A 20,621-nucleotide genomic window follows, 5' to 3' on the forward strand; every position below is an offset into this window, starting at 1 on the left:
TGCGCAGGCGCCTCAGGCCTCGGCCTTGCGAAGCAAACGCAAGCCGTTGCCGACCACCAGCAGGCTCGCGCCCATGTCCGCGAAGACCGCCATCCACATGGTTGCGCTGCCGAATATCGCCAGCGCGAAGAACACTGCCTTGATCGAGAGCGCCAACCCGATGTTCTGCCACAGCACGGCATGCGTGCGGCGCGACAGCCGAATGGTTTCAGCGATACGCCCGAGGTCGTCGTTCATGATCACGACGTCGGCCGCCTCCATGGCTGTGTCCGTTCCCGCGGCTCCCATGGCAAAGCCGATGTCGGCGCGCGCCAAGGCAGGGGCATCGTTGATGCCGTCTCCCGTCATGGCGGTGGATCCGTAGCGCTTGCGCATTTCGTCGATCGCGTCGAGCTTGTCTTGCGGCAACAGCCCGCCGCGCGCATCGTCAATGCCTGCTTCGCGCGCGACCGACTGTGCCGTGGCTTCGTTGTCGCCAGTCAGCATCACCGGCACCACGCCGAGTCGCTTGAGTTGCGCAATGGCTTGCACGGAACTCGCCTTCACCGTGTCGGCCACCGCGAAGAGGCCGAGCACGCCGCGGTCGCTGGCAAGAAGCGTCACCGTGCGTCCTTCGGCTTCGTGCGCAAGCAGCGCTTCGTCCAGTGCCGGATCGGTCTGGCCGCGTTCGCGCAGCAGCCGGTGATTGCCGAGCACCAGACGCTCGCCGTCGATCACGCCTTCGACGCCGCGCCCGAGCAGCGCACCGAATCCTTCGACGTCCGTGATGGTGCCCCCCAGCCCCTCAGCGATGGCTCTGGATACTGGGTGGTCCGATCGAGCCGCCAGACTCTTCGCGCGCTGAAACACGTCGGCTTCGTCCGCATTGCCCCATGGCGCGGAGGCGACCAACTGCGGCTTGCCTTCGGTGATGGTGCCGGTCTTGTCCAGCGCAACGGCCTTGAGCCGGCGTGCGTTCTCGAGGTAGGTGCCGCCTTTGATCAGGATGCCGCGCCGTGCTGCGGAGGCAAGGCCGCTCACGACCGTGACCGGCGTCGAAATCACCAGAGCGCACGGGCACGCGATGACCAGCAGGACCAGCGCCTTGTACAGCGCGGCCAGCCATTCCCAACCCAGAAAGACCGGCGGCAACACCGCGACTGCCAGCGCAAGGACGAACACCGTCGGCGTGTAGATGGCCGCAAAGCGATCCACGAAGCGCTGCGTCGGCGCGCGCGAGCCCTGCGCTTCCTCGACGGCGTGGATGATGCGGGCCAGCGTCGTGTCGTTGGCGGCCGCAGTCACGCGGAATTCGATCTCGCCGTTTTCGTTGACGGTGCCCGCAAACACCGGATCGCCGGGCTCCTTGTCGACCGGAATGCTTTCGCCTGTGACGGGCGCCTGGTTGATGGAACTGCTGCCGCGCGTCACGATGCCGTCCAGCGCCACCCGTTCGCCCGGCTTGACCCTGGCGACTGCGCCGAGCGCGATCTCGCTGGCGAGCATGCGCTTCCAGCTGCCATCCGCCTGCTGCACCTCCGCATCGGTCGGCGCAAGGTCGACGAGACCCTTGATGGCGTTTCGTGCGCGGTCCACCGCGCGAGCCTCTATCAGTTCGGCGATGGCGTAGAGCGCCATCACCATCGCCGCTTCCGGCCATTGACCAATGACGAAGGCGCCGGTGACGGCCACCGACATGAGCGCGTTGATGTTGAGCCTCGCGTGCCGCAGCGCCTGCAGGCCCTTTGCATAGGTTTCGAGGCCGGCCAGCCCGATGGCCACTGCTGCGACGACCATGCCGGCCGCTTTCCAGGCCGCGGTGTCCGGCGCGAAGTAAGAAACGCCTTCGGCGACGAGCGCAAAGCCGAGCGCCGCCACGAGCCGCATGTAGCCGCCGCCGTCACCGTGGTCGTCCTGTGATGCGTCGTTTGCGTCTGATAGTGCTTTGGGCGCGAGCAGTTCGGGCGAGTAGCCCGCCTTGCGGATCGCCGCCAATGCGTGTGGAATCGCGCCCGGCGCGCCGTCGATCCTGAGCGTTCGCTGGCTCAGTTGGAAATGCAGCCCGCGGATGCCGGCGATCGGTTCGACGACGCGGCGAATGTCCGATTCCTCGGCGCTGCAATCCATCGTCGGAATGCGGTACGTGTTGGCGCCGATGCGCCCTGTCGGCGCTGGCGCATGGACGTCATGCTCCGCCGCACAGCAGTCCCCGTGGGGACGGTGCGAGTTGGGCGAGTGCGAGTGAGGCACTCCGACGGTAGACGCTTTCGAGATTGTTCTTGCCATCCAGGCATTGGAAACCTTCGAGTCACTGCAAGGTCAACACCGCCAGCAGAACGTGGGCATGCGGCCAGCGCCAGTCAAAAATCGTTGCTGTGCAGGCAGATGGCGGTCGTCGGATCCTCGCGATAGCGTGCCGTTGCCAGCGCATCGATCGAATCGGCGTTTCGCGTATAGGCCTGCACCAGTTCCGAATCCTCGCCTTCGGGCGCGTGGAAGCGGGTGTGGAGCGCTTCTTCGTCGATGCGCGCAATGATGCGCGCGCCGTCGTAGCCGTCGGGGTAGATGGCGAATTGAACGGTGCCAGCCGCTGGGATGAAGATTGCTTCGGAAGCCATGGTGTTCTCGAACGTCAGATTCGTTTCAATCAGTATCCTGCGATTGCAGACCCCAAAATATAGGTCCTAAGTTGTATACCCCAAGCAATCTGCGGACCATTTCACGGCGCGCGTGACAAATCGATGCCGACGACAATCCGGCTCCTCCCACCGACAAGACTCACCCGACCAAGATGAAGCCAATCCGCGCACTGCTCGCCTTCAGCCTTCTCACTGCCGCGACCGCATTGCATGCACAGGCGCTGCCGGCCGGCGTTCGGTTGGGGATGTCGACAGAGGAGCTTCGGGCGGCGCTGCCCGGCGTGGAGCGTGTGCAGCGCCCGCAGCGTCTAGCGGGTGGGCTCGCCGGCACATGGCATGCCGCGCCGGCAAAGGTTGCGGGCTTGCTTTTCGAGCCGGTCTTCTTCTTCGCGGGCGGCGAGTTGCGCAGAGTCGAATGGGTGGCGCCCGCTGGCACATCGCCCGATCTCGGGGCAGCCGCCTTCGCTGACATCGTCGCCTGGGGCCGCAGCAACTATGGCCCTGAGCTCAGCTCGAACGATCCGGGCAGCGCATATGCAGCCTGGGTGCAAGGCGACATGGACGTGTATGCGCAACGCACGAGAGATTCGCACCACGCGAGCGTGCGGCTCGTCTACAAGGCCCGTCAGGTCAAGGACGCGAGCGAGCTTTGAATCAGGCGTCCTTCAGCATGCCGCGATCCTCGATGAACGACACGACTTCGGCCAGGCCTGCGTGCGTCTTGAGGTTCGTCATCACGAAGGGCCGCTGCTTGCGCATGCGCCTCGTGTCCGCTTCCATCACGCCCAGGTCGGCGCCGACGTAGGGCGCCAGATCGGTCTTGTTGATCACGAAGAGGTCGCTCTTGGTGATGCCCGGGCCGCCCTTGCGAGGGATCTTCTCGCCGGCCGCCACGTCGATCACGTAGATCGTGAGGTCCGATAGTTCGGGGCTGAAAGTCGCGGCGAGGTTGTCTCCGCCGGATTCGACGAACACCACATCGGCATCCGGAAACTGGTCCAGCATCCGGTCGATCGCTTCCAGATTGATCGATGCGTCCTCGCGAATCGCGGTGTGTGGGCAGCCGCCCGTTTCGACTCCCATGATGCGTTCGGCCGGCAGCGCGCCCGCGACCGTCAGCAGGCGCTGGTCTTCCTTGGTGTAGATGTCGTTGGTGATGGCGATGAGGTCGTACTTGTCGCGCATCGCCTTGCAGAGCATCTCGAGCAGGGTGGTCTTGCCGGAGCCGACGGGGCCGCCGATGCCCACGCGAAGCGGCGGCAGTTTCTTGGTGCGATGGGCGATGTGATGGAGTGCGGACGACATGGGGAATCAGCTTCTGAAAAGGCGCGAGTACTGGGTTTCGTGGCGGGCCGACAGCACCGCAAGCATGGGCGAAAAAGCCTGCCGGTCATCATCTTCCAGCGCCATCGCGTTTGCGACGGCCATGGGGATTTCGCCGCTGAGCCGGGCGAGCATGCGCTGCCCCGCGCTCTGGCCGAGGGGGACAGCCTTGACGGCGGCGGCGACCATGTTCTCTGCCCAACCGAAGGCGAAAGCGAGACAGGCGTCGCGCACCGAGGCTTGGGTGCGACTTGCCGCAAAGGCGAATGCGACGGGGTAGCTGGCTGGCAAGGTGCCGAAGACTTGAGTTGCATCGGCGTGATGCAGCTTCAGCCATTCGACGAAAGAGCGGCCCATCTGCTCGGTCTGCAGCAGGAACTCTGCGGACTCGCGCGTATGAAAGACCCAATCGTTGAGCGAACGGATGCGCGAAGAGTCGCCACTTCGCCATGCGCCGATCGCCTGGGCGACCACGGTGAGGTCGGCACGCTCCAGGCTGAGGTGCAACTGGTCAGCCAGCCATTCGGCGGCCGCTTGCTCGGTGCCGATGCCGGCCCATTCGATGGCTGCTTCGAGCCCCTCGGAATACGAGAAGCCGCCGACGGGAAGCGCCGGCGAGGCCAGCCAGATCAGCTGGAGGAGGCTTGCAGCGGGCAGGGCCGCCGGCGTGTCATCCATCAGTGCGAATGGTCATGGGAATGGCCATGCGAATGATCGTGATCGTGAGAACCTGCGTAGGCATCCGGATGAAGCACTGGCCCGACCGGCGCCGGCCCATGCGAATGCCCTGAATGCCCTTGCCCGTGCGAACCATAGGCGCCGCCTTCGGGCTCGAAGGCTTCCTCGGCTTCTCGCACGATCAAGTGCATCGATCGCAGCATGCCGGCGAGCACATGGTCAGGCTCGATCTTCAGGTGATCGGGCTTGAGTTCGATCGGCACATGGCGGTTACCGAGGTGATAGGCGGCGCGCAGCAAGTCGAAAGGCGTGCCGTGCTCGGTGCAATGCGTGATGACCAGCACCGGCTGCGGCGCGGCGATCACCTTGATCAGCGAGCCGTCTTCCGCAACCAGAACGTCACCCCCGCGCACCGCCGTGCCGCGCGGCAGGAACACGCCGATCTGCCGACCTTGCGAATCGCTTGTATCGAAGCGGCTTTTCTGGCGGACGTCCCAATCGAGTTCGACGGTCGCGGCGCGCTTGAGCAGGACAGGCGCGAGGCCGCCGCCCTGGGGCATGAGTTTGTTGGCGGTGAGCATTGTGGCTTGCGGTCGTATGGAGCTGGCGATAATATAACGCTTGTTATAACGTTGAAATTACGGAGCATTCGATGTCCGCTCTCAAGTTGACTCAGATCGGAAATTCCGTCGGGGTGATCCTGCCAAAGGATGTTCTCGCAAAAATGAACCTAGGCAAGGGTGATACGGTTTACCTCACCCAGGCCACGAATGGCGGAGTCAATCTTTCGCCATACGACGACGAGTTCGAGCGCCAAATGGAAGCCGCGCGGCGAATCATGAAGAAGCGACGCAACGTGCTGCGCGAGTTGGCCAAGTGACGGCCGCCAATCAGCAGTGGACGTGGCTGAGCACGCGAATGATCCTTGCAGCGCATGACGAGCAGTTGGTCGAACATGGTGGACCGGGGGGACTGCGCGATGAAGCGCTCCTCACATCTGCCATGGGGCGTCCTCAGCACAGAGCTTTGTATGAGTCGCCCGACGCCGCAACGCTCGCAGCCGCCTACGCGTTTGCAATTGCCCGCAATCATCCATTCGTCGACGGCAACAAACGCACGGCGTTCATCGCTCTGGAGCTCTTTCTCGACCTCAACGGATGCGAACTGAATGCGTCCGACGAGGACTGTGTTCTCGTGATGCTTGGCCTTGCTGCCGGTCAAGTGGATGAAACGGCGCTTGCACAATGGGTTCGCGAGCGCCTCCTTACGAGCTTGGCCTGACATTCAGAACAGAAAATACCGCTGCGTCATCGGCAGCGAGACCGCGGGATCGCAAGTCAGCAACTGCCCATCCGCGCGAACCGCATAGGTCTGCGCGTCGATCTCCATCTTTGGCGTGAACGCGTTGTGCACCATGTGCTGCTTGCGCATGCCGCGGATGTTCTTCACTGCGCTCAGGTTTTTCGCAAGCCCGTAGCGGCGTCCGATGTCCGCCGCGAGTCCCGCTTGCGAGACGAAGGTCAGCGAACCCTTGGCGAGCGATCCGCCGAAGGCGCCGAACATCGGCCGATAGTGCACGGGCTGCGGCGTGGGGATCGATGCATTCGGGTCTCCCATCGCGGCCATGGCAATGGTGCCGCCCTTGAGGATCGTGAAAGGTTTGACGCCGAAGAAGGCCGGCTTCCAAACCACCAGATCGGCCCATTTGCCGATCTCGATGCTGCCGACTTCATGCGCGATGCCATGCGCGATGGCGGGGTTGATCGTGTACTTGGCGATGTATCGCTTGGCGCGGAAGTTGTCGCTGCGCGCAGGGTCTTCGGGCAGCTTGCCTCGTTGGGCCTTCATCTTGTGCGCCGTCTGCCAGCAGCGAATGACGACTTCGCCGACGCGGCCCATCGCCTGGCTGTCGGAGCTGAACATGCTGATCGCACCCATGTCGTGCAGGATGTCCTCGGCCGCGATGGTTTCCTTGCGGATGCGGCTTTCTGCAAAGGCGAGGTCCTCGGCAATGCCGGGGTCGAGGTGATGGCACACCATGAGCATGTCGACGTGCTCGTCGAGCGTGTTCACGGTGTAGGGCATCGTCGGGTTGGTCGACGACGGGAGAAAGTTGGCTTCTCCGACCACGCGAAGAATGTCCGGTGCATGGCCGCCGCCCGCGCCTTCGGTATGAAAGGCGCAGATCGCGCGGCCCTTGACCGCCGCGATGGTGTTTTCGACGAATCCCGATTCGTTGAGCGTGTCGCTGTGGATCGCGACCTGCGTGTCCGTGGCATCGGCCACGTCGAGGCAGTTGCTGATCGCGGCAGGCGTCGTGCCCCAGTCCTCATGCAGCTTGAGCCCGATCACGCCCGCATCGATCTGCTCGTGCAGCGCCGCCGGCAAGCTCGCGTTGCCCTTGCCAAGAAAACCCAGGTTCATCGGGAAGGCGTCGGCAGCCTGGAGCATGCGCTCGATGTGCCATGGACCCGGCGTCGCAGTGGTCGCGAAGGTGCCCGTCGCGGGACCGGTGCCGCCGCCGAGCATCGTGGTCACGCCCGAACTCAGCGCTTCCTCGATCTGCTGCGGACAGATGAAGTGGATGTGGCTGTCGATGCCGCCAGCGGTGACGATGTTGCCCTCGCAGCTGATCACCTCTGTGCCCGCGCCGATGACGATGTCCACGCCCGGTTGCACGTCAGGATTGCCGGCCTTGCCGATGGCGACGATGCGGCCGTCCTTCAATCCGATGTCTGCCTTGACGATGCCCCAGTGGTCGAGGATGAGCGCATTCGTCATGACTGTGTCGACGGTGCCTTCGGCGCGTGTGCGCTGCCCTTGCGCCATGCCGTCGCGAATGGTCTTGCCGCCGCCGAACTTGACTTCCTCGCCGTAGCCGCCGGCGTGCAGCGTGTAGTCCTCTTCGACTTCGATCACGAGGTCCGTGTCGGCGAGACGGATCCGGTCGCCCACCGTGGGCCCGAAGATTTCTGCGTAGGCGCGGCGCCCGATGGTTGCCATTTTTAAAGCTTTCCTTGCACGAGACCGCGAAAGCCGTAGATCACGCGGTCCCCTGAGAAGTCGACCAGTTCGACGGTGCGTTGCTGTCCCGGCTCGAAGCGCACGGCGGTGCCCGACGCGATGTTCAGCCGCATTCCGCGCGCCGCTTCGCGGTCGAAGCCCAGCGCGCCGTTGGTTTCAGCAAAGTGATAGTGCGATCCGACCTGGATCGGCCGGTCCGCCGTGTTCTGGACCACCAGCGTCAGCGTGCGGCGGCCGGGGTTGAGGACGTGCTCGCCCTCGTCAGTGATGAGTTCGCCGGGGATCATCGAAATGCCTCAAGCAAGTCCGCCGAGTAGTGCGACGCCGAATGCCGCCACGGCGGCGCCCGCAAGACGGGGCAGCCACCGGTGGCCGTTGCGCAGCGACCATCCAATGGCGATACCGGCGATGTGCAACAGCACGGTCGCGGCGAGCATGCCAGCCAGCGTCAGCGCGGCACCGGATTCGCTCGCCAATTCCTGCCCGTGTGCGACGCCGTGAAAGATGGCGAACACCCCGACGAGCATCGCTGCAGCCAACGCGGGCAGACGCTGTTGCGTGACGACCACCAAGCCGATCACCAGCAGCGACGCAGCAATCATCGGCTCGACCGCCGGCAGCTGCAGACCGCCGAGACCAGCCAGCGCGCCGGCCAGCAGCATCACGGCGAAACCCAAGGGTGCCCACAGCAGATCAGGCCAGGCACGGCGCGCGGTCAGCGCGCTCCAGAGCCCCACCGCCACCATTGCGGCCAAGTGATCAGCGCCGGTCAACGGATGAAGAAACCCGCTAACCAACCCATGGTGAAGCCCCCCATCCACGCCGGTGTGCGCACGCGCGATGAGGGGCAGGGTTGTCAACAACGCAAGCACAGGTGCAAAACGAGCAAGACGCATAAAGAATCCTCAGTTGTTATTCATTCCAGAAACACCGCGGAACCGGCTCAGCCGGGCCGCCGGTGTTGCCCCCGGCAGGGGGTGGAGAGCGACACGAAGTACGCGAGCCTGGGGGCGAGCAACATGAAATCGGCGAGTCATAAGATCGGTTGGTGCACCGTGACGAGTTTGGTGCCGTCAGGGAATGTGGCTTCCACCTGAATGTCCGGAATCATCTCCGCAACCCCGTCCATCACATCCGAGCGAGTGAGCACCGAGCGCCCCTCGCTCATGAGCGACGCCACGCTCTTGCCATCGCGCGCGCCCTCCATGACGGCCGCCGAAATCAGCGCGACGGCTTCAGGGTAGTTGAGCTTCAGCCCTCGCGCGCGGCGACGTTCGGCCAGCAGCGCAGCGGTGAAGATCAGCAGCTTGTCTTTTTCGCGCGGTGTCAGTTCCATGGGTGCGGGGCTCGGCGGCCAGGTCAAATCATTGTGGGCATCCAGAATGCTTTGCAACAGTCGTGCCTCCCTCGAGCCTCCTTCGTGCCCCCATGGGCGCGACTGCGGCCGGGCATGAAAGCTGCACCGCCCTCGCGTGCACTCCTCCGCAGTTCCCCCCGCTCCGGCCGCCGAAGCGCCGCAGCGCATCGTCAAGGTCAGGCGCGACTACAACAGCTGGGTTGCCAGCGAGACGCTCGAAGACTACGCCCTGCGCTTCACGCCGCAGCGCTTCCGGCGCATGGCCGAATGGCGCGTGGCGAGCACCGCTTTTGGCGGTGCGGCCTCGTTCCTGATCCTGGAGGCCGTCGGCGCGACCCTGCTGGTGCAGTACGGCTTCGTGAACGCCTTCTGGGCCATCTTGTGCACCGGTCTGATCATCTTTCTGGCCGGACTGCCGATCAGCGTCTACGCGGCGCGCTACGGCGTCGACATGGACCTGCTCACGCGCGGAGCCGGCTTCGGCTACATCGGCTCGACGCTCACGTCCCTGATCTACGCATCGTTCACCTTCATATTCTTCGCGCTCGAAGCGGCGGTCATGGCCTATGCGCTCGAACTGGCGCTCGGCGTGCCGCCCGTCTGGGGCTACCTCGTTTGCGCGCTGGTGGTCATCCCGCTCGTGACGCATGGCATCTCCGCCATCAGCCGCTTGCAGGTCTGGACGCAGCCGATCTGGCTGCTGATGCTGGTCGTGCCGTTCGGTTATGTGCTGGCGCGCAATCCTGGTGCGTTTTCAGGCATTGCGCACTATGTAGGTGTCAAGTCATCGTCGATCGGCTTCGACTTGCACCTGTTCGGTGCCGGCTTGACTGTCGGCATCGCACTGATCACGCAGATGGGGGAGCAGGCCGACTATCTGCGCTTCATGCCGGCGCGCTCGGCGGCGAACCGGCGGCGTTGGTGGGCCGGCGTCCTGGTCGGGGGGCCGGGCTGGGTGGTGCTCGGGGTGCTGAAGATGCTCGGCGGTGCGCTGTTGGCATATCTCGCCATCAGCCACATGGTGCCGCCCGAGCGAGCCGTCGATCCCAACCAGATGTACCTTGCCGCGTACGAATACGTGTTTCCGAACTACGGCTGGGCAGTGTTGGCGACGGCCATCTTCGTGGTGATCTCGCAGCTCAAGATCAACGTCACCAATGCCTACGCCGGCTCGCTCGCATGGAGCAACTTCTTCTCGCGCGTCACGCACAGCCACCCCGGCCGCGTCGTCTGGGTGGTGTTCAACGCGCTCATCGCCTTCATGCTCATGGAGATGAACGTGTTCGAGGCGCTGGGCGACGTGCTCGGCCTTTACGCCAATATCGCCATCGCGTGGATGATGGCCGTGGTGGCCGACCTGGTCATCAACAAGCCGCTCGGGCTCTCGCCGCCCGGCATCGAATTCAAGCGCGCGCACCTGTGGGATATCAACCCGGTCGGCGTGGGCGCGATGGCGCTGGCTTCTGTGGTGTCGATCACTGCGCATCTGGGCGCGTTCGGGCCGCTGGCGCAGGCGTTCTCGGCGCTGATTGCGCTCGGCACGGCTTTTGTCACGTCGCCTCTCATCGCCTGGGCCACGCGCGGCAAGTACTACATCGCGCGCGTTTCCGACGAAGGCGGCGCAGCGCCGTTCGAGCCGGCCGCGCGACGCTCGGTCGTGCGATGGGCGCGGGTCGAATCCGATGCGGGGAGCTATCGGCGCCTCTCCGTGCAGCGCTGCGTCATCTGCGAGCGCGAGTACGAAGGCCCGGACATGGCGCATTGCCCGGCGTATCAAGGTCCTATTTGCTCCCTGTGCTGCACGCTCGATGCACGCTGCGGTGACCTGTGCAAGCCGCAGGCGAGCCTTTCGGCGCAATGGTCGGGCGCCTTGCGATGGCTGCTGCCACGCCGCGTCTGGCCGTATCTGGACACGGGGCTCGGGCACTTCCTGCTGTTGATGCTGATCGTCGTGCCTCTGCTCGCGGCGGTGTTTGGCGTGCTCTATCAGCAGGAACTCCGCGCTCTCAGTGAAGGTGCCGTGAGCGGAGCAATGCTTGACCTGGAGCTTGCGTCGCTGCGTTCGGGTTTTTTCAAGGCGTACATGGCGCTGATGCTCATCGCAGGCATCGTCGCCTGGTGGCTCGTGCTTGCGCAGCAGAGCCGCAAGGTGGCGCAAGAGGAGTCGAACCGCCAGACGCATCTGCTGGTGCGTGAGATCGACCTTCACCGCGAAACCGATCGCGCCCTGCAAGCGGCCAAGCAGTCTGCCGATCAGGCCAACCAGGCCAAGAGCCGCTACATCAGCGCCATCAGCCATGAACTGCGCACGCCGCTCAACAGCATCCTGGGCTACGCGCAGCTCATGGGGGAGGACGCCGCGGTGCCGCCGCATCGCAGGCAAGCGGTGGCGGTGATCAAGCGCGGCGGGGAGCATCTGCTGTCGCTGATCGAGGGAACGCTGGACATTGCCCACATCGAAGCCGGCAAGCTGACGTTGCATGCCAAGCCGATGCAGTTCGCCGACGTGATGAGCGAATTGGCCGACATGTTCGAGCTGCAGGCGCTCGAGAAAGGCCTGGCGTTTCGCTTCGAGCCCACGGGCGCCTTGCCCGAACTGGTGCGCGCGGATGAAAAGCGCGTGCGCCAGATCCTCATCAATCTGCTGGGCAATGCGATCAAGTTCACGACAGCAGGGCAGGTCACGCTTCGGCTTCGCTACGCACGCGAGTTCGCGGCCATCGAGATCGAAGACACAGGCGCGGGCATGTCCACCGAAGAGCTGGGCCGGATCTTCGAACCGTTTGCACGCGGCACCACCGCGGGATCTGCGGCGCCCGGCGCGGGTCTTGGCCTGACGATCGCCAAGATGCTGGTCGACCTGATGGGTGGAGAGATGACGGTGCAGAGCACGCGAGGCGTGGGCTCGGTGTTTCGGCTGCGCCTTTTTCTGCCGCACGTGCATGCTCTGCCCCCCGGGCAGCACCTGCGCCGTGTGCCGGCAGCGCGCGCGAGGCGTGGCTACGAGGGCCGGCGACGCCGGTTGATGCTCGTCGACAACGAGGAAGCCGACCGCGAGTTGCTTGTGCAAGTGTGGGCGCCGCTGGGCTTTGAACTGCGCACCGCCGCGAGCGGGCACGATGCGCTCGACCTGATCGCGGCCGGCTGGCGCCCGGACGCGATGTTCGTGGACCTTGCCATGCCCGGCATCGATGGATGGGAAACCATCCGCCGCTCGCGTGCGCTGGGGCTCGCGGGTGCGGCCGTTGCCATCGTCTCGGCCAACGCCTTCGACAAGCGCCTGGATAACGACGTCGGCATCACGCCGGAGGATTTCTTCGTCAAGCCGGTGCGCCACAGCGAGCTGCTCGACTGGCTGGAGCGGCGACTCGAACTGCGCTGGACCGACGACGCCGTCGCGGCACCGCCGTCCGCACCAGGCGTGGCAGCAGGCACGATGCCTTCACCAGACAGGCTGCGCGCGCTCGAAGAAGCCGTGAGCCTGGGTTACTTTCGCGGAATCATGAATCAGCTCGACGAGATCGATGCGGCCCAGCCCGAATGCGCGGCATGGACCGCCACGCAACGCGCGCTGGCGCGGCAGTTCCAGTTCGAAAAGATGTGCGCTCTTCCGGCGGGGAGCACTTCATGAGCATGTCCGCACGCGAGTTCGCCGGCAACAGCGATCTCGTTCTCATCGTCGACGACGTGCCGGACAACCTTGCCGTGCTGCACGATGCGCTGGACGAATCCGGCTACACGGTGCTCGTCGCCACCAGCGGCGAGCAGGCGCTGCAACGTGCCGCGCAGGCCCGCCCCGACATCGTGCTGCTCGACGCGATGATGCCCGGCATCGACGGCTTCGAGGTGGCGCGCAGGCTCAAGGCCGACGCCGCGACCGCGCACATTCCGATCGTCTTCATGACGGGATTGACCGAGACCGAGCATCTGGTCGCTGCGCTGGAGGCGGGCGGCGTCGACTACGTGACCAAGCCGATCAAGCCCAAGGAAGTGCTCGCCCGCATGAACGTGCATCTGCAGGGCGCGCGCCGCGCACGGCAGGAAGCGCAGCAGGCCGGGCAGGCGCGCAACGCCCTCGACGCCTTCGGCTATGCAAGCTTCACGGTGCGCATGCCGGACGGCAAGCTGATCTGGCAGACCGCGCTCGCGCGCGACCTGCTCCTGCGCTATTGCGGCACCAGCGCGCCCATGACGCCACCGGTCGTCCTCGAATGGCTGCAGCGCCATCTCCCGGACGCGGCACAGCGGCAGATCGAACCGCCGGTGCTGTCGATCGAACAGGGCGCCGCGCGGCTCAACTTGCGGCTGCATCAGCAAACCGGCCATGACGATGACGGCGATGACTGGCTCATCATCATGCGCGAGGAGTCCGACACTTCGGTGATCGAGGCCATGAGCCTGAGCCTGAAACTCACCGCGCGCGAGGCGGAAGTGCTGTACTGGGTGGTCAAGGGCAAGACCAACAAGGACATCGGCGAAATCCTCGGCAGCAGTCCGGCGACCGCCAAGAAGCACCTCGAACGCGTGTACGTCAAGCTGGGCGTCGAGACCCGCACCGCGGCCGCAGGCGTTGCGATGAAGCGCATCCGCGAATTGCAGCCGCAGTTCGAGATCTGAAGCAGCATTGGGCACAACGGCTTCTCGGGGTCGCCGCGGCGCTTGCATCTCGCGCTCCTAGAATGCGCCGCCATGACTCGGGCCGTTCTCCCTTTGCTTGCATTCATGCTTGCTGCGACAGCGCACGCCGGCGGCCATTTCGATGTCGATGACGCCGGCACCCTGGACCCCGGCCGGTGCCAGTACGAGCTATGGGCCGGACGATTCGGCGCGGCCGAAGCGACGGACTACCACGTCGGCCCCGCCTGCCGCGTCGGACCGGTCGAACTGGGCCTGAACATCGATCGCTATTCGGCGCTGGATGCGCACGGCTACGTCGTCGGCCCGCAGCTCAAATGGACCTACTTCGGCAACGCGACCGATGTACCCCTCGAAGCAGCGATATCGGCGGGCCTGAGTTATGACGTGACGCATGGTGGGCACACGGGCGGCCAACTTGTGTTTCCCGTGAGTTGGCGCGCGCTGGAGAGCCTGTCGCTGCACGCGAACCTCGGAGCCGACTGGGACACGGTGAACGGCAAGCGCACCGGCCGCGGCGGCGTTCAGGCCGAATGGGCCCTGAACGGAAAGGCAAGCCTGATCTTCGAGCGCTTTCGTGCGTTCGACATCTGGACCTCGAGGGCTGGACTGCGATACAGCGTCACACCGATGCTCAGTGTCGATCTGAGTGGCTCCCGGAGCGGGACAAACAAGGTCTGGGGCTACGTGATCGGCGTGAACCAGGAGTTCCGGGGATTTTGAACGCGTGAGCTCGACAGGCACGCAAGGCGCGCCCTACGCCAATGGGCATCATCCATACGACGGATGCGCAAGCGCCCAGGGCCATGCAGACTCGGATCAGATGTCATCCCCGCTTCACCGGACCGTGATGTAGTTCACGTTTTGCACGAGTGAGGCCCCACTGCGCCATGCCACGAACCGACCCCTCCTTGCACACTGGTTTGCACTCGAACGCCACCCGCGAAAGGCTCGCCATGCGTATCGTGCGGACCCCCTCGAACAAGCTCGAAGGACCGATCTCGGACTATCACGTACTCACCTACGCGGACTCCGAATACGGCCCCTTGCCCCACTACACGAAGCGTCGCGTGCCGCGTGAGCAGGTGGAGGAGCTGGTCAGCCGGATCAACCAGCGCGGCGAAGCCGCAAGCTTCTTTCCTCTGCCGCTGAGTGCGGTGCCCAGGGCGGTGATCTGGGACAAGCTGCGTTGGCCCGAGCTTCGGGCGCACCTTGCGGACTTTCTGCGCGCCAATGCGCGTGGCTTCGGCGCCCGGCGCATCCTCATCGACCTGCAGTCGCCGCACGGCACCGCGCATGTCATGGAGGCGGTGCGCGGCGCGGTCGAAGACGCTCCCCCCATTTGCGTGGACGAGATCGTGGTCGTTGCACCGGCAGAGCCGGACGCGGTGGACACGTCGTCCAGGCGCCAGCGCAACGCCGAGACGTCAGAGGCTCAAGCCGCCAAGGAAGAGCTGGTGCGCGCGACCCCGAAAGCCCGCATCGAACGCATTCGCCCGCCTGCTTCCTGAGAAGCCGAGGCGCCTCAGATTTCAGCGCCTTCAACCAGGAACCTGACCCGCCGCACGCCCTGCCATTCGTCGGCATCCAGCCGGTAAGCGATCACCACGCGAGCCGGCAGCGGCTCGGTATGGCCGAACCAGATGCCGTCGACCGGCTTGCCCTTGTGCTTGAGCTTGAGGGCCAGGTGCTTTTCGCCGACCAGCCGCTGCGAAATCACCTCGACCTCTTCGCTGAAGGTCGGCGGTGCGAAACCCTGGCCCCACACTTCGCGGTGCAGCGTGTCGACCAGATCGACACGGAGATATTCAGGTGCGAGCGGGCCGTCGGTATCCAGTCTGCGCGTCAGGGTGGCTGCGTCGAGCCATTCCTGCGCCACTTCGGCCAGTGCCTTTTCGAAAGCCTCGAAGTGCTCGCGCGCGACCGTGCAGCCCGCCGCCATCGCATGTCCGCCGAATCGCAGCAGCACGCCTGGATGCCGCTTGGCGACAAGATCGAGCGCGTCGCGCAGGTGGAAGCCGGGGATGGATCGCCCGGACCCCTTGAGCTCGTGCGACTTGCCGTCGGCGCCGCTCGCCGCGAAGACGAAGGTCGGCCGATGGAATCGTTCCTTGATGCGCGATGCCACGATGCCGACCACGCCTTCATGGAAGTCGGCGCCGAACACGCTGATGGCCGCAGGCGCTGTCTGCACGTCGGCAAACAACGATTCGGCCAACACCAGAGCCTTCTCGCGCATGCCGCCTTCGATGTCGCGCCGTTCGCGATTGATGCCGTCGAGGGTGCGCGCAAGTTGGTCCGCGCGCCCGGCATCATCGGTCAGCAGGCATTCGATGCCGAGCGTCATGTCGGCCAGGCGGCCGGCTGCGTTGATGCGCGGGCCCAGCGCAAAGCCGAAGTCGAACGTCGTCGCCGCCGCGGCATTGCGGCCGGCGGCCTTGAACAGCGCCGCTACGCCTGCCGGCATCGCGCCCGCCCGGATGCGCCGCAGGCCCTGCGCCACGAGCCGCCGGTTGTTAGCGTCCAGCCGCACTACGTCCGCGACCGTGCCCAGCGCGACCAGTGGGAGCAGGGCGTCCAGCTTCGGCTGATTCGTGACGTCGAACACGCCCCGCGCACGCAACTCGGAGCGCAACGCGAGCAGCACGTAGAACATCACGCCGACGCCGGCGATGCTCTTGCTCTCGAATGCGCAGCTCGGCTGGTTGGGATTCACGAGCACATCGGCGTCCGGCAGCGAGGGACCCGGCAGGTGGTGATCGGTGACCAGCACGGCCAGTCCGCGCGCCTTGGCGGCGGCCACCCCTTCGACGCTTGCGATGCCGTTGTCGACTGTGATTAGCAAGTCCGCGCCGCTGTCCGCCACGCGTTCGGCAATGGGCGGCGTGAGCCCGTAGCCGTCGGTCACGCGATCGGGCACGAGGTAAGCGGCGTGCTTCGCGCCCAGGAGCCGCAGGCCGCGCACGGCGACGGCGCAGGCGGTGGCGCCATCGCAGTCGTAATCGGCGACCACGCAAAGCCGCTTGTCATCCCGGATGGCATCGGCCAGCAGCACCGCTGCCTCACGGGCACCGTGCAACGTGACCGGCGGCAGCAGCAGTGCGAGTCCGTCGTCGAGCTCGTCCTTGCCGAGCACGCCGCGCGCTGCATAGAGTCGCGCCAGCAACGGATGCACGCCGGCCTGTTCGAGTGCCCAGGCGCTGCGCGGGGGGATGTCCCTGGCGATGATCTTCATGGTTATAGCGCTCCGAGCACGTCGCCGGTGCTGACTCTGCTGAAGAGGTTGCGGGCCCATCCGACCAGTCCGCGAGGCTGCACGCCGAAGCAGCGGGCGCCGCGATCGCCGCACAGTGTCAGCATGACATCGGCGCCCCCGGAGGCATCGGCCAGCAGTGCGGCCATCGGGCCAGCATCGAGCGCCTGCCAGGCTGAAGCCCAGGCGGCGCCATCGTCGCGCAGGGCAGCCGTGCGCAAGGAGTCGTCCACCTTCGGCGGTGGGCCGTTCGGGCTCCGTGATTCCGGCAAGTTGCCCGTGCCGCTCAGCCAGAAGGAATTGATCGGCGGGACACCGCGCGCAGCACGGTCGTCGTTCACGCGTTCGGTATAGAGCAGCATCTGCATCTCGTTCTGGAGCCTGCGGAGCGGCCGCGCGGCATCGGTGAGCGGCGACCACTCGGAAATCGGCGAGCCGACCGCACGATCGATCGATGCCGTTGCGAGCCCGTCGAAAACCTTGCCGTGAGCGAGCCAGCGGCCCGGCGTCGACGATGCGTGCAATGCGATGCCGTCTTCCGCGAAGAAGGGCTGTGCGGCCTTCAGTAACGCGGCCGACTCGGATTCGTCGATATGAATGGCGGCTGGGTCGCCGAGCACCACGTCGTCGATGCCGACATGCCAGTGGCAAAGCGTCGCCAGACCCCAGCTCGCACCGGTGTCGGTGGGACCGAGGCCGGATTGCTTCGCTTCGAGGGCCGCCCACGGAATGCAGCCGTCGGGCGCCGCGATGCCCAAGGCATCCGCCAGGGCGCGTTCGTGCGGCGGCGAAAGGGTGTTGTCGTCCTGCATGTCCTCATGCATCAGCGAAATCCGGCCGAGGAGGGCTTCGAGCTTTGGCAGCCGAAGTCCGGTCAGCGCTTCTCGGCAGGCGGGCGAGCCTCTGCCGGCGAAGGGGATCAACAAATGACGGGAGCTGGAGGGCACAGGGGACACGGGCATAGGCCTATTGTCCGGGATGCCACAATTACCGCCCTATGCGACTCCCCTACGAACTGCAACTCGGCTGGCGCTACACGCGCGCAGGCCGGGCGACGCGGCGCAACGGCTTCATTTCCTTCATCTCTGGCGTATCGATGTTCGGCATCGCGCTCGGCGTGGCTGCATTGATCATCGTGCTGAGCGTGATGAACGGCTTCCAGAAGGAAGTGACCGACCGGATGCTCGGCGTGATCTCCCACATCGAGATCCTGTCGCGCGATGGCCAGGCGCTCGGCGACATCGACGCGATCATGGCCGAAGCGCGCAAGAACCCCCAGGTGATCGGCGTCGCGCCGTTCATATCAGCGCAGGCGCTGATCGCGCGCGGCGAAGACATGAAGGGCGCCCTGGTTCGCGGAATCCAGCCCGAACTGGAAGCACAGGTGACCGATCTTTCCAGCGACATGCAGCAGGGTTCGCTGTCCAAGCTGGTGCCGGGGCAGTTCGGCATCGTGCTGGGGGTCGAACTCGCGCGATCGCTGTTCGTGCGCGAAGGCGATCAGGTCACGCTGATCGCACCCGGCGGCCAGGTCACGCCGGCTGGCGTCGTACCGCGGCTCAAGCAGTTCACGGTCGTCGGCACCTTCGATTCGGGGCACTACGAATATGACTCGTCGCTCGCCATGATCCACGAGGAAGACGCCGCCCGTGTGTTCCGCCTGGAAGGGCCGAGCGGGGTGCGCCTCAAGCTCAGGGACCTGCATCAGGCGCGCGAGGTGGCCGACGAACTCGGCGCCACGCTGCCGGGGCAATTCCTCATTCGCGACTGGACGCGCGCGAACAAGACGTGGTTTGCGGCCGTGCAGGTCGAGAAACGCATGATGTTCATCATCCTGACGCTGATCGTGGCGGTCGCGGCCTTCAACCTCGTCTCCACGCTCGTCATGACGGTCACCGACAAGCGCGCGGACATCGCGATCCTGCGCACGCTGGGCTCCAGTCCGCGCAGCATCATGGGCATCTTCGTGGTGCAGGGGGCCATGGTCGGTGTCGTGGGCACGCTGGCCGGCTTGCTGCTGGGGCTGGGCATCGCCTACAACATCGACGTCATCGTCCCGGCGCTGGAGCGGCTCTTCCACGCGAGCTTCCTGCCCAAGGACATCTACCTCATCAGCAAGATGCCGAGCGATCCGCAGCGAGGCGACATCGTGCCGATCACGGTGATCTCGCTCATCCTCGCCTTCGTCGCGACCCTCTATCCAAGCTGGCGCGCGAGCCGCGTCAATCCCGCGGAGGCTCTGCGCTATGAGTGAGGTGAAGAACAACGGGAACGTTGTCCTCAAAGTCCGCGGACTGACCAAGCGCTTTCAAGAAGGCCGCATCGACCTCACGGTTTTGCACGGCGTCGACCTCGACGTGCATGCGGGCGAGACGCTGGCGATCGTTGGCGCGTCGGGCTCGGGCAAGAGCACGTTGCTGCATCTGATGGGCGGGCTCGATGCGCCAACCTCAGGCACGGTGGAACTGCACGGTGAAAACATCGCGCATGTCGATGCCGCCGAGCAGGGGCGCCTGCGCAATCGGCATCTGGGCTTCGTCTACCAGTTCCACCATCTGCTGCCGGAGTTCAGTGCACTCGACAACGTGGCGATGCCGCTCAAGATCCGGCGCATGCCGCCGGCAGAAGCGCACGATGCGGCGGTCGCGATGCTGCGCGCCGTGGGTCTCGGCGAGCGCGTCCAGCATCGTCCCTCGGAACTGTCGGGCGGCGAACGCCAGCGCGTCGCCATCGCCAGGGCTCTGGTGACGCAACCCGATTGCGTGCTGGCCGACGAGCCGACCGGCAACCTCGACCGTGCGACGGCCGACACGGTGTTTGCGCTCATGCTGCGCCTTGCGCGCGAGCGCAACACCGCTTTCGTGATGGTCACGCACGACGAGAGCCTGGCAACGCGCTGCGACCGCGTGCTGCGCCTGACGGCAGGCCGGCTCGCCGATTGAGCCTTCAGGCCGCGATCGAATAGCCGCCGTCGACCGGAATCGCCGTTCCGGTCACGAAATCCGACGCGTCGCTGGCGAGAAACACCGCGATCCCGGCCAAGTCCCGGGGCTGTCCCCAGCGGCCGGCGGCGGTGCGTGCAATCACCCGTTCATTGAGCCCCGGCACCTGGGCGCGTGCGCCGTCGGTCAGCTCGGTCTGGATCCATCCCGGCAGCACCGCATTGACCTGGATGCCGTCGGCCGCCCATGAAGCGGCCATGGCGCGCGTCAGTTGCACGATTCCGCCCTTGCTGGCGCCATAGGCGGGCGCATAGGGCGCGCCGAAGATCGACATCATCGATCCGATGTTGATGATCTTGCCGCCGCCGGCTGCCTTGAGATGCGGATGCGCGGCGCGGCAGCAGAGAAAGGCGCTCGTCAGATTGGTGTCCATGACCTGGTTCCACTCGGCCAGTGCGAGTTGGTCCACGGGCTTGCGCACGGTGGTTCCGGCGTTGTTGACAAGGATGTCGAGCCGGCCGCAGCGCTCCGCGAGCTGATCGAACAACGCCTGCACCGATGCCTCGTCCGTGACGTCGGCGGCAAGTGCGAAGCTGTCGCTGCCCAGCGCCTTCAGCGCGTCCAGCGCCGCCGCCGACTTCTGCGCATTGCGCCCCGCGACCACCACTCGAGCGCCGGCTTTGGCCAGTCCTTGCGCCATGCCGAGGCCGATGCCGCCGTTGCCGCCGGTGACGAGCGCTACTTTCCCACTCAGATCAAACATTCGCAATCACTCCTTTGCGTTCGAAGGA

The 20,621-nt window shown here is 65.5% G+C and carries 21 protein-coding genes; 9 read left to right on the forward strand and 12 right to left on the reverse strand.

Going from position 1 to position 20,621, the window contains the following annotated elements; all coding sequences use genetic code 11:
- Positions 1-12: 12 nt before the first annotated feature.
- On the reverse strand, positions 13-2,265 hold the full coding sequence (locus AC1DEK_RS25810; RefSeq protein WP_478128160.1) for a heavy metal translocating P-type ATPase: 2,253 nt from the start codon (positions 2,263-2,265) through the stop codon (positions 13-15).
- Between the two features lie 74 nt (positions 2,266-2,339).
- Positions 2,340-2,597 carry a hypothetical protein gene (locus AC1DEK_RS25815; RefSeq protein WP_478128161.1) on the reverse strand — a complete coding sequence of 86 codons (258 nt, stop codon included), beginning with the start codon at positions 2,595-2,597 and terminating at the stop codon, positions 2,340-2,342.
- Positions 2,598-2,770: 173 nt separating this feature from the next.
- On the opposite strand from AC1DEK_RS25815, the gene AC1DEK_RS25820 reads away from it, so the two are divergent.
- Complete coding sequence (locus AC1DEK_RS25820) at positions 2,771-3,271, forward strand: hypothetical protein (protein ID WP_478128162.1); 501 nt, start codon at positions 2,771-2,773, stop codon at positions 3,269-3,271.
- Position 3,272: 1 nt separating this feature from the next.
- Here the strand turns inward: AC1DEK_RS25820 and ureG are convergent, their stop codons facing one another.
- Genes ureG through ureE form a run of 3 tightly spaced genes read right to left on the reverse strand, consistent with a single transcriptional unit; the run spans position 3,273 to position 5,200 of the window.
- Entirely contained in the window at positions 3,273-3,923 is a 651-nt protein-coding gene (gene ureG, locus AC1DEK_RS25825) for an urease accessory protein UreG (RefSeq protein ID WP_478128163.1), read from the reverse strand.
- 6 nt (positions 3,924-3,929) lie between these two features.
- The gene (locus tag AC1DEK_RS25830) at positions 3,930-4,619 is read right to left on the reverse strand and encodes an urease accessory protein UreF (RefSeq protein WP_478128164.1); all 690 of its coding nucleotides are present in this window, start codon (positions 4,617-4,619) and stop codon (positions 3,930-3,932) included.
- Positions 4,619-5,200: an urease accessory protein UreE gene (ureE, locus tag AC1DEK_RS25835; RefSeq protein WP_478128165.1), complete on the reverse strand. Its 582-nt coding sequence runs from the start codon at positions 5,198-5,200 to the stop codon at positions 4,619-4,621. Before ureE ends, AC1DEK_RS25830 begins: the two co-directional genes overlap by 1 nt.
- A gap of 71 nt (positions 5,201-5,271) precedes the next feature.
- Here ureE and AC1DEK_RS25840 point away from each other — a divergent pair, with 71 nt between their 5' ends.
- A complete protein-coding gene (locus AC1DEK_RS25840) occupies positions 5,272-5,499 on the forward strand; it encodes an AbrB/MazE/SpoVT family DNA-binding domain-containing protein (RefSeq protein WP_478128166.1) in 228 nt (75 codons plus the stop codon).
- A complete protein-coding gene (locus AC1DEK_RS25845; protein ID WP_478128167.1) occupies positions 5,496-5,900 on the forward strand; it encodes a type II toxin-antitoxin system death-on-curing family toxin in 405 nt (134 codons plus the stop codon). The genes AC1DEK_RS25840 and AC1DEK_RS25845 overlap by 4 nt, the downstream gene beginning before the upstream one ends.
- Before the next feature lie 3 nt (positions 5,901-5,903).
- Here the strand turns inward: AC1DEK_RS25845 and ureC are convergent, their stop codons facing one another.
- The 4 genes from ureC to AC1DEK_RS25865 form a co-directional block, all read right to left on the reverse strand.
- Entirely contained in the window at positions 5,904-7,622 is a 1,719-nt protein-coding gene (ureC, locus tag AC1DEK_RS25850; protein WP_478128168.1) for an urease subunit alpha, read from the reverse strand.
- Positions 7,623-7,624: 2 nt separating this feature from the next.
- Positions 7,625-7,930 carry an urease subunit beta gene (locus tag AC1DEK_RS25855; protein WP_478128169.1) on the reverse strand — a complete coding sequence of 102 codons (306 nt, stop codon included), beginning with the start codon at positions 7,928-7,930 and terminating at the stop codon, positions 7,625-7,627.
- 9 nt (positions 7,931-7,939) lie between these two features.
- A complete protein-coding gene (locus tag AC1DEK_RS25860) occupies positions 7,940-8,539 on the reverse strand; it encodes a HupE/UreJ family protein (protein ID WP_478128170.1) in 600 nt (199 codons plus the stop codon).
- Between the two features lie 137 nt (positions 8,540-8,676).
- Positions 8,677-8,979: an urease subunit gamma gene (locus AC1DEK_RS25865; RefSeq protein WP_478128232.1), complete on the reverse strand. Its 303-nt coding sequence runs from the start codon at positions 8,977-8,979 to the stop codon at positions 8,677-8,679.
- A gap of 136 nt (positions 8,980-9,115) precedes the next feature.
- Here AC1DEK_RS25865 and AC1DEK_RS25870 point away from each other — a divergent pair, with 136 nt between their 5' ends.
- The 4 genes from AC1DEK_RS25870 (at position 9,116) to AC1DEK_RS25885 (ending at position 15,146) form a co-directional block, all read left to right on the forward strand.
- Positions 9,116-12,631 carry a hybrid sensor histidine kinase/response regulator gene (locus AC1DEK_RS25870; RefSeq protein ID WP_478128171.1) on the forward strand — a complete coding sequence of 1,172 codons (3,516 nt, stop codon included), beginning with the start codon at positions 9,116-9,118 and terminating at the stop codon, positions 12,629-12,631.
- Entirely contained in the window at positions 12,628-13,617 is a 990-nt protein-coding gene (locus tag AC1DEK_RS25875) for a response regulator (RefSeq protein WP_478128172.1), read from the forward strand. The genes AC1DEK_RS25870 and AC1DEK_RS25875 overlap by 4 nt, the downstream gene beginning before the upstream one ends.
- A gap of 72 nt (positions 13,618-13,689) precedes the next feature.
- On the forward strand, positions 13,690-14,358 hold the full coding sequence (locus AC1DEK_RS25880; RefSeq protein WP_478128173.1) for a hypothetical protein: 669 nt from the start codon (positions 13,690-13,692) through the stop codon (positions 14,356-14,358).
- Positions 14,359-14,591: 233 nt separating this feature from the next.
- Positions 14,592-15,146, forward strand: coding sequence for a hypothetical protein (locus AC1DEK_RS25885; protein WP_478128174.1), 555 nt, complete (start codon positions 14,592-14,594; stop codon positions 15,144-15,146).
- A gap of 14 nt (positions 15,147-15,160) precedes the next feature.
- On the opposite strand, the gene recJ is transcribed toward AC1DEK_RS25885, so the two are convergent.
- Positions 15,161-16,870: a single-stranded-DNA-specific exonuclease RecJ gene (gene recJ / locus AC1DEK_RS25890; RefSeq protein ID WP_478128175.1), complete on the reverse strand. Its 1,710-nt coding sequence runs from the start codon at positions 16,868-16,870 to the stop codon at positions 15,161-15,163.
- Positions 16,871-16,872: 2 nt separating this feature from the next.
- Complete coding sequence (locus AC1DEK_RS25895; RefSeq protein WP_478128176.1) at positions 16,873-17,850, reverse strand: hypothetical protein; 978 nt, start codon at positions 17,848-17,850, stop codon at positions 16,873-16,875.
- 35 nt (positions 17,851-17,885) lie between these two features.
- On the opposite strand from AC1DEK_RS25895, the gene AC1DEK_RS25900 reads away from it, so the two are divergent.
- Both AC1DEK_RS25900 and lolD read left to right on the forward strand, forming a co-directional pair.
- A complete protein-coding gene (locus AC1DEK_RS25900; protein ID WP_478128177.1) occupies positions 17,886-19,142 on the forward strand; it encodes a lipoprotein-releasing ABC transporter permease subunit in 1,257 nt (418 codons plus the stop codon).
- Entirely contained in the window at positions 19,135-19,830 is a 696-nt protein-coding gene (gene lolD / locus AC1DEK_RS25905) for a lipoprotein-releasing ABC transporter ATP-binding protein LolD (RefSeq protein WP_478128178.1), read from the forward strand. Before AC1DEK_RS25900 ends, lolD begins: the two co-directional genes overlap by 8 nt.
- A gap of 4 nt (positions 19,831-19,834) precedes the next feature.
- Here lolD and AC1DEK_RS25910 read toward each other — a convergent pair whose 3' ends face one another.
- Positions 19,835-20,593: an SDR family NAD(P)-dependent oxidoreductase gene (locus AC1DEK_RS25910; RefSeq protein WP_478128179.1), complete on the reverse strand. Its 759-nt coding sequence runs from the start codon at positions 20,591-20,593 to the stop codon at positions 19,835-19,837.
- Between the last annotated feature and the right edge of the window lie 28 nt (positions 20,594-20,621).

Source organism: Variovorax sp. 10N420 (assembly GCF_056394705.1).

What these genes read in the sequence shown, in the direction of transcription:
- AC1DEK_RS25810 (WP_478128160.1), bottom strand. Translation starts at nt 2,265, where the DNA reads ATGGCAAGAACAATCTCGAAAGCGTCTACCGTCGGAGTGCCTCACTCG.
- AC1DEK_RS25815 (WP_478128161.1), bottom strand. Translation starts at nt 2,597, where the DNA reads ATGGCTTCCGAAGCAATCTTCATCCCAGCGGCTGGCACCGTTCAATTC.
- AC1DEK_RS25820 (WP_478128162.1), top strand. Translation starts at nt 2,771, where the DNA reads ATGAAGCCAATCCGCGCACTGCTCGCCTTCAGCCTTCTCACTGCCGCG.
- ureG (WP_478128163.1), bottom strand. Translation starts at nt 3,923, where the DNA reads ATGTCGTCCGCACTCCATCACATCGCCCATCGCACCAAGAAACTGCCG.
- AC1DEK_RS25830 (WP_478128164.1), bottom strand. Translation starts at nt 4,619, where the DNA reads ATGGATGACACGCCGGCGGCCCTGCCCGCTGCAAGCCTCCTCCAGCTG.
- ureE (WP_478128165.1), bottom strand. Translation starts at nt 5,200, where the DNA reads ATGCTCACCGCCAACAAACTCATGCCCCAGGGCGGCGGCCTCGCGCCT.
- AC1DEK_RS25840 (WP_478128166.1), top strand. Translation starts at nt 5,272, where the DNA reads ATGTCCGCTCTCAAGTTGACTCAGATCGGAAATTCCGTCGGGGTGATC.
- ureC (WP_478128168.1), bottom strand. Translation starts at nt 7,622, where the DNA reads ATGGCAACCATCGGGCGCCGCGCCTACGCAGAAATCTTCGGGCCCACG.
- AC1DEK_RS25855 (WP_478128169.1), bottom strand. Translation starts at nt 7,930, where the DNA reads ATGATCCCCGGCGAACTCATCACTGACGAGGGCGAGCACGTCCTCAAC.
- AC1DEK_RS25860 (WP_478128170.1), bottom strand. Translation starts at nt 8,539, where the DNA reads ATGCGTCTTGCTCGTTTTGCACCTGTGCTTGCGTTGTTGACAACCCTG.
- AC1DEK_RS25865 (WP_478128232.1), bottom strand. Translation starts at nt 8,979, where the DNA reads ATGGAACTGACACCGCGCGAAAAAGACAAGCTGCTGATCTTCACCGCT.
- AC1DEK_RS25875 (WP_478128172.1), top strand. Translation starts at nt 12,628, where the DNA reads ATGAGCATGTCCGCACGCGAGTTCGCCGGCAACAGCGATCTCGTTCTC.
- AC1DEK_RS25880 (WP_478128173.1), top strand. Translation starts at nt 13,690, where the DNA reads ATGACTCGGGCCGTTCTCCCTTTGCTTGCATTCATGCTTGCTGCGACA.
- AC1DEK_RS25885 (WP_478128174.1), top strand. Translation starts at nt 14,592, where the DNA reads ATGCGTATCGTGCGGACCCCCTCGAACAAGCTCGAAGGACCGATCTCG.
- recJ (WP_478128175.1), bottom strand. Translation starts at nt 16,870, where the DNA reads ATGAAGATCATCGCCAGGGACATCCCCCCGCGCAGCGCCTGGGCACTC.
- AC1DEK_RS25895 (WP_478128176.1), bottom strand. Translation starts at nt 17,850, where the DNA reads ATGCCCGTGTCCCCTGTGCCCTCCAGCTCCCGTCATTTGTTGATCCCC.
- AC1DEK_RS25900 (WP_478128177.1), top strand. Translation starts at nt 17,886, where the DNA reads ATGCGACTCCCCTACGAACTGCAACTCGGCTGGCGCTACACGCGCGCA.
- lolD (WP_478128178.1), top strand. Translation starts at nt 19,135, where the DNA reads ATGAGTGAGGTGAAGAACAACGGGAACGTTGTCCTCAAAGTCCGCGGA.
- AC1DEK_RS25910 (WP_478128179.1), bottom strand. Translation starts at nt 20,593, where the DNA reads ATGTTTGATCTGAGTGGGAAAGTAGCGCTCGTCACCGGCGGCAACGGC.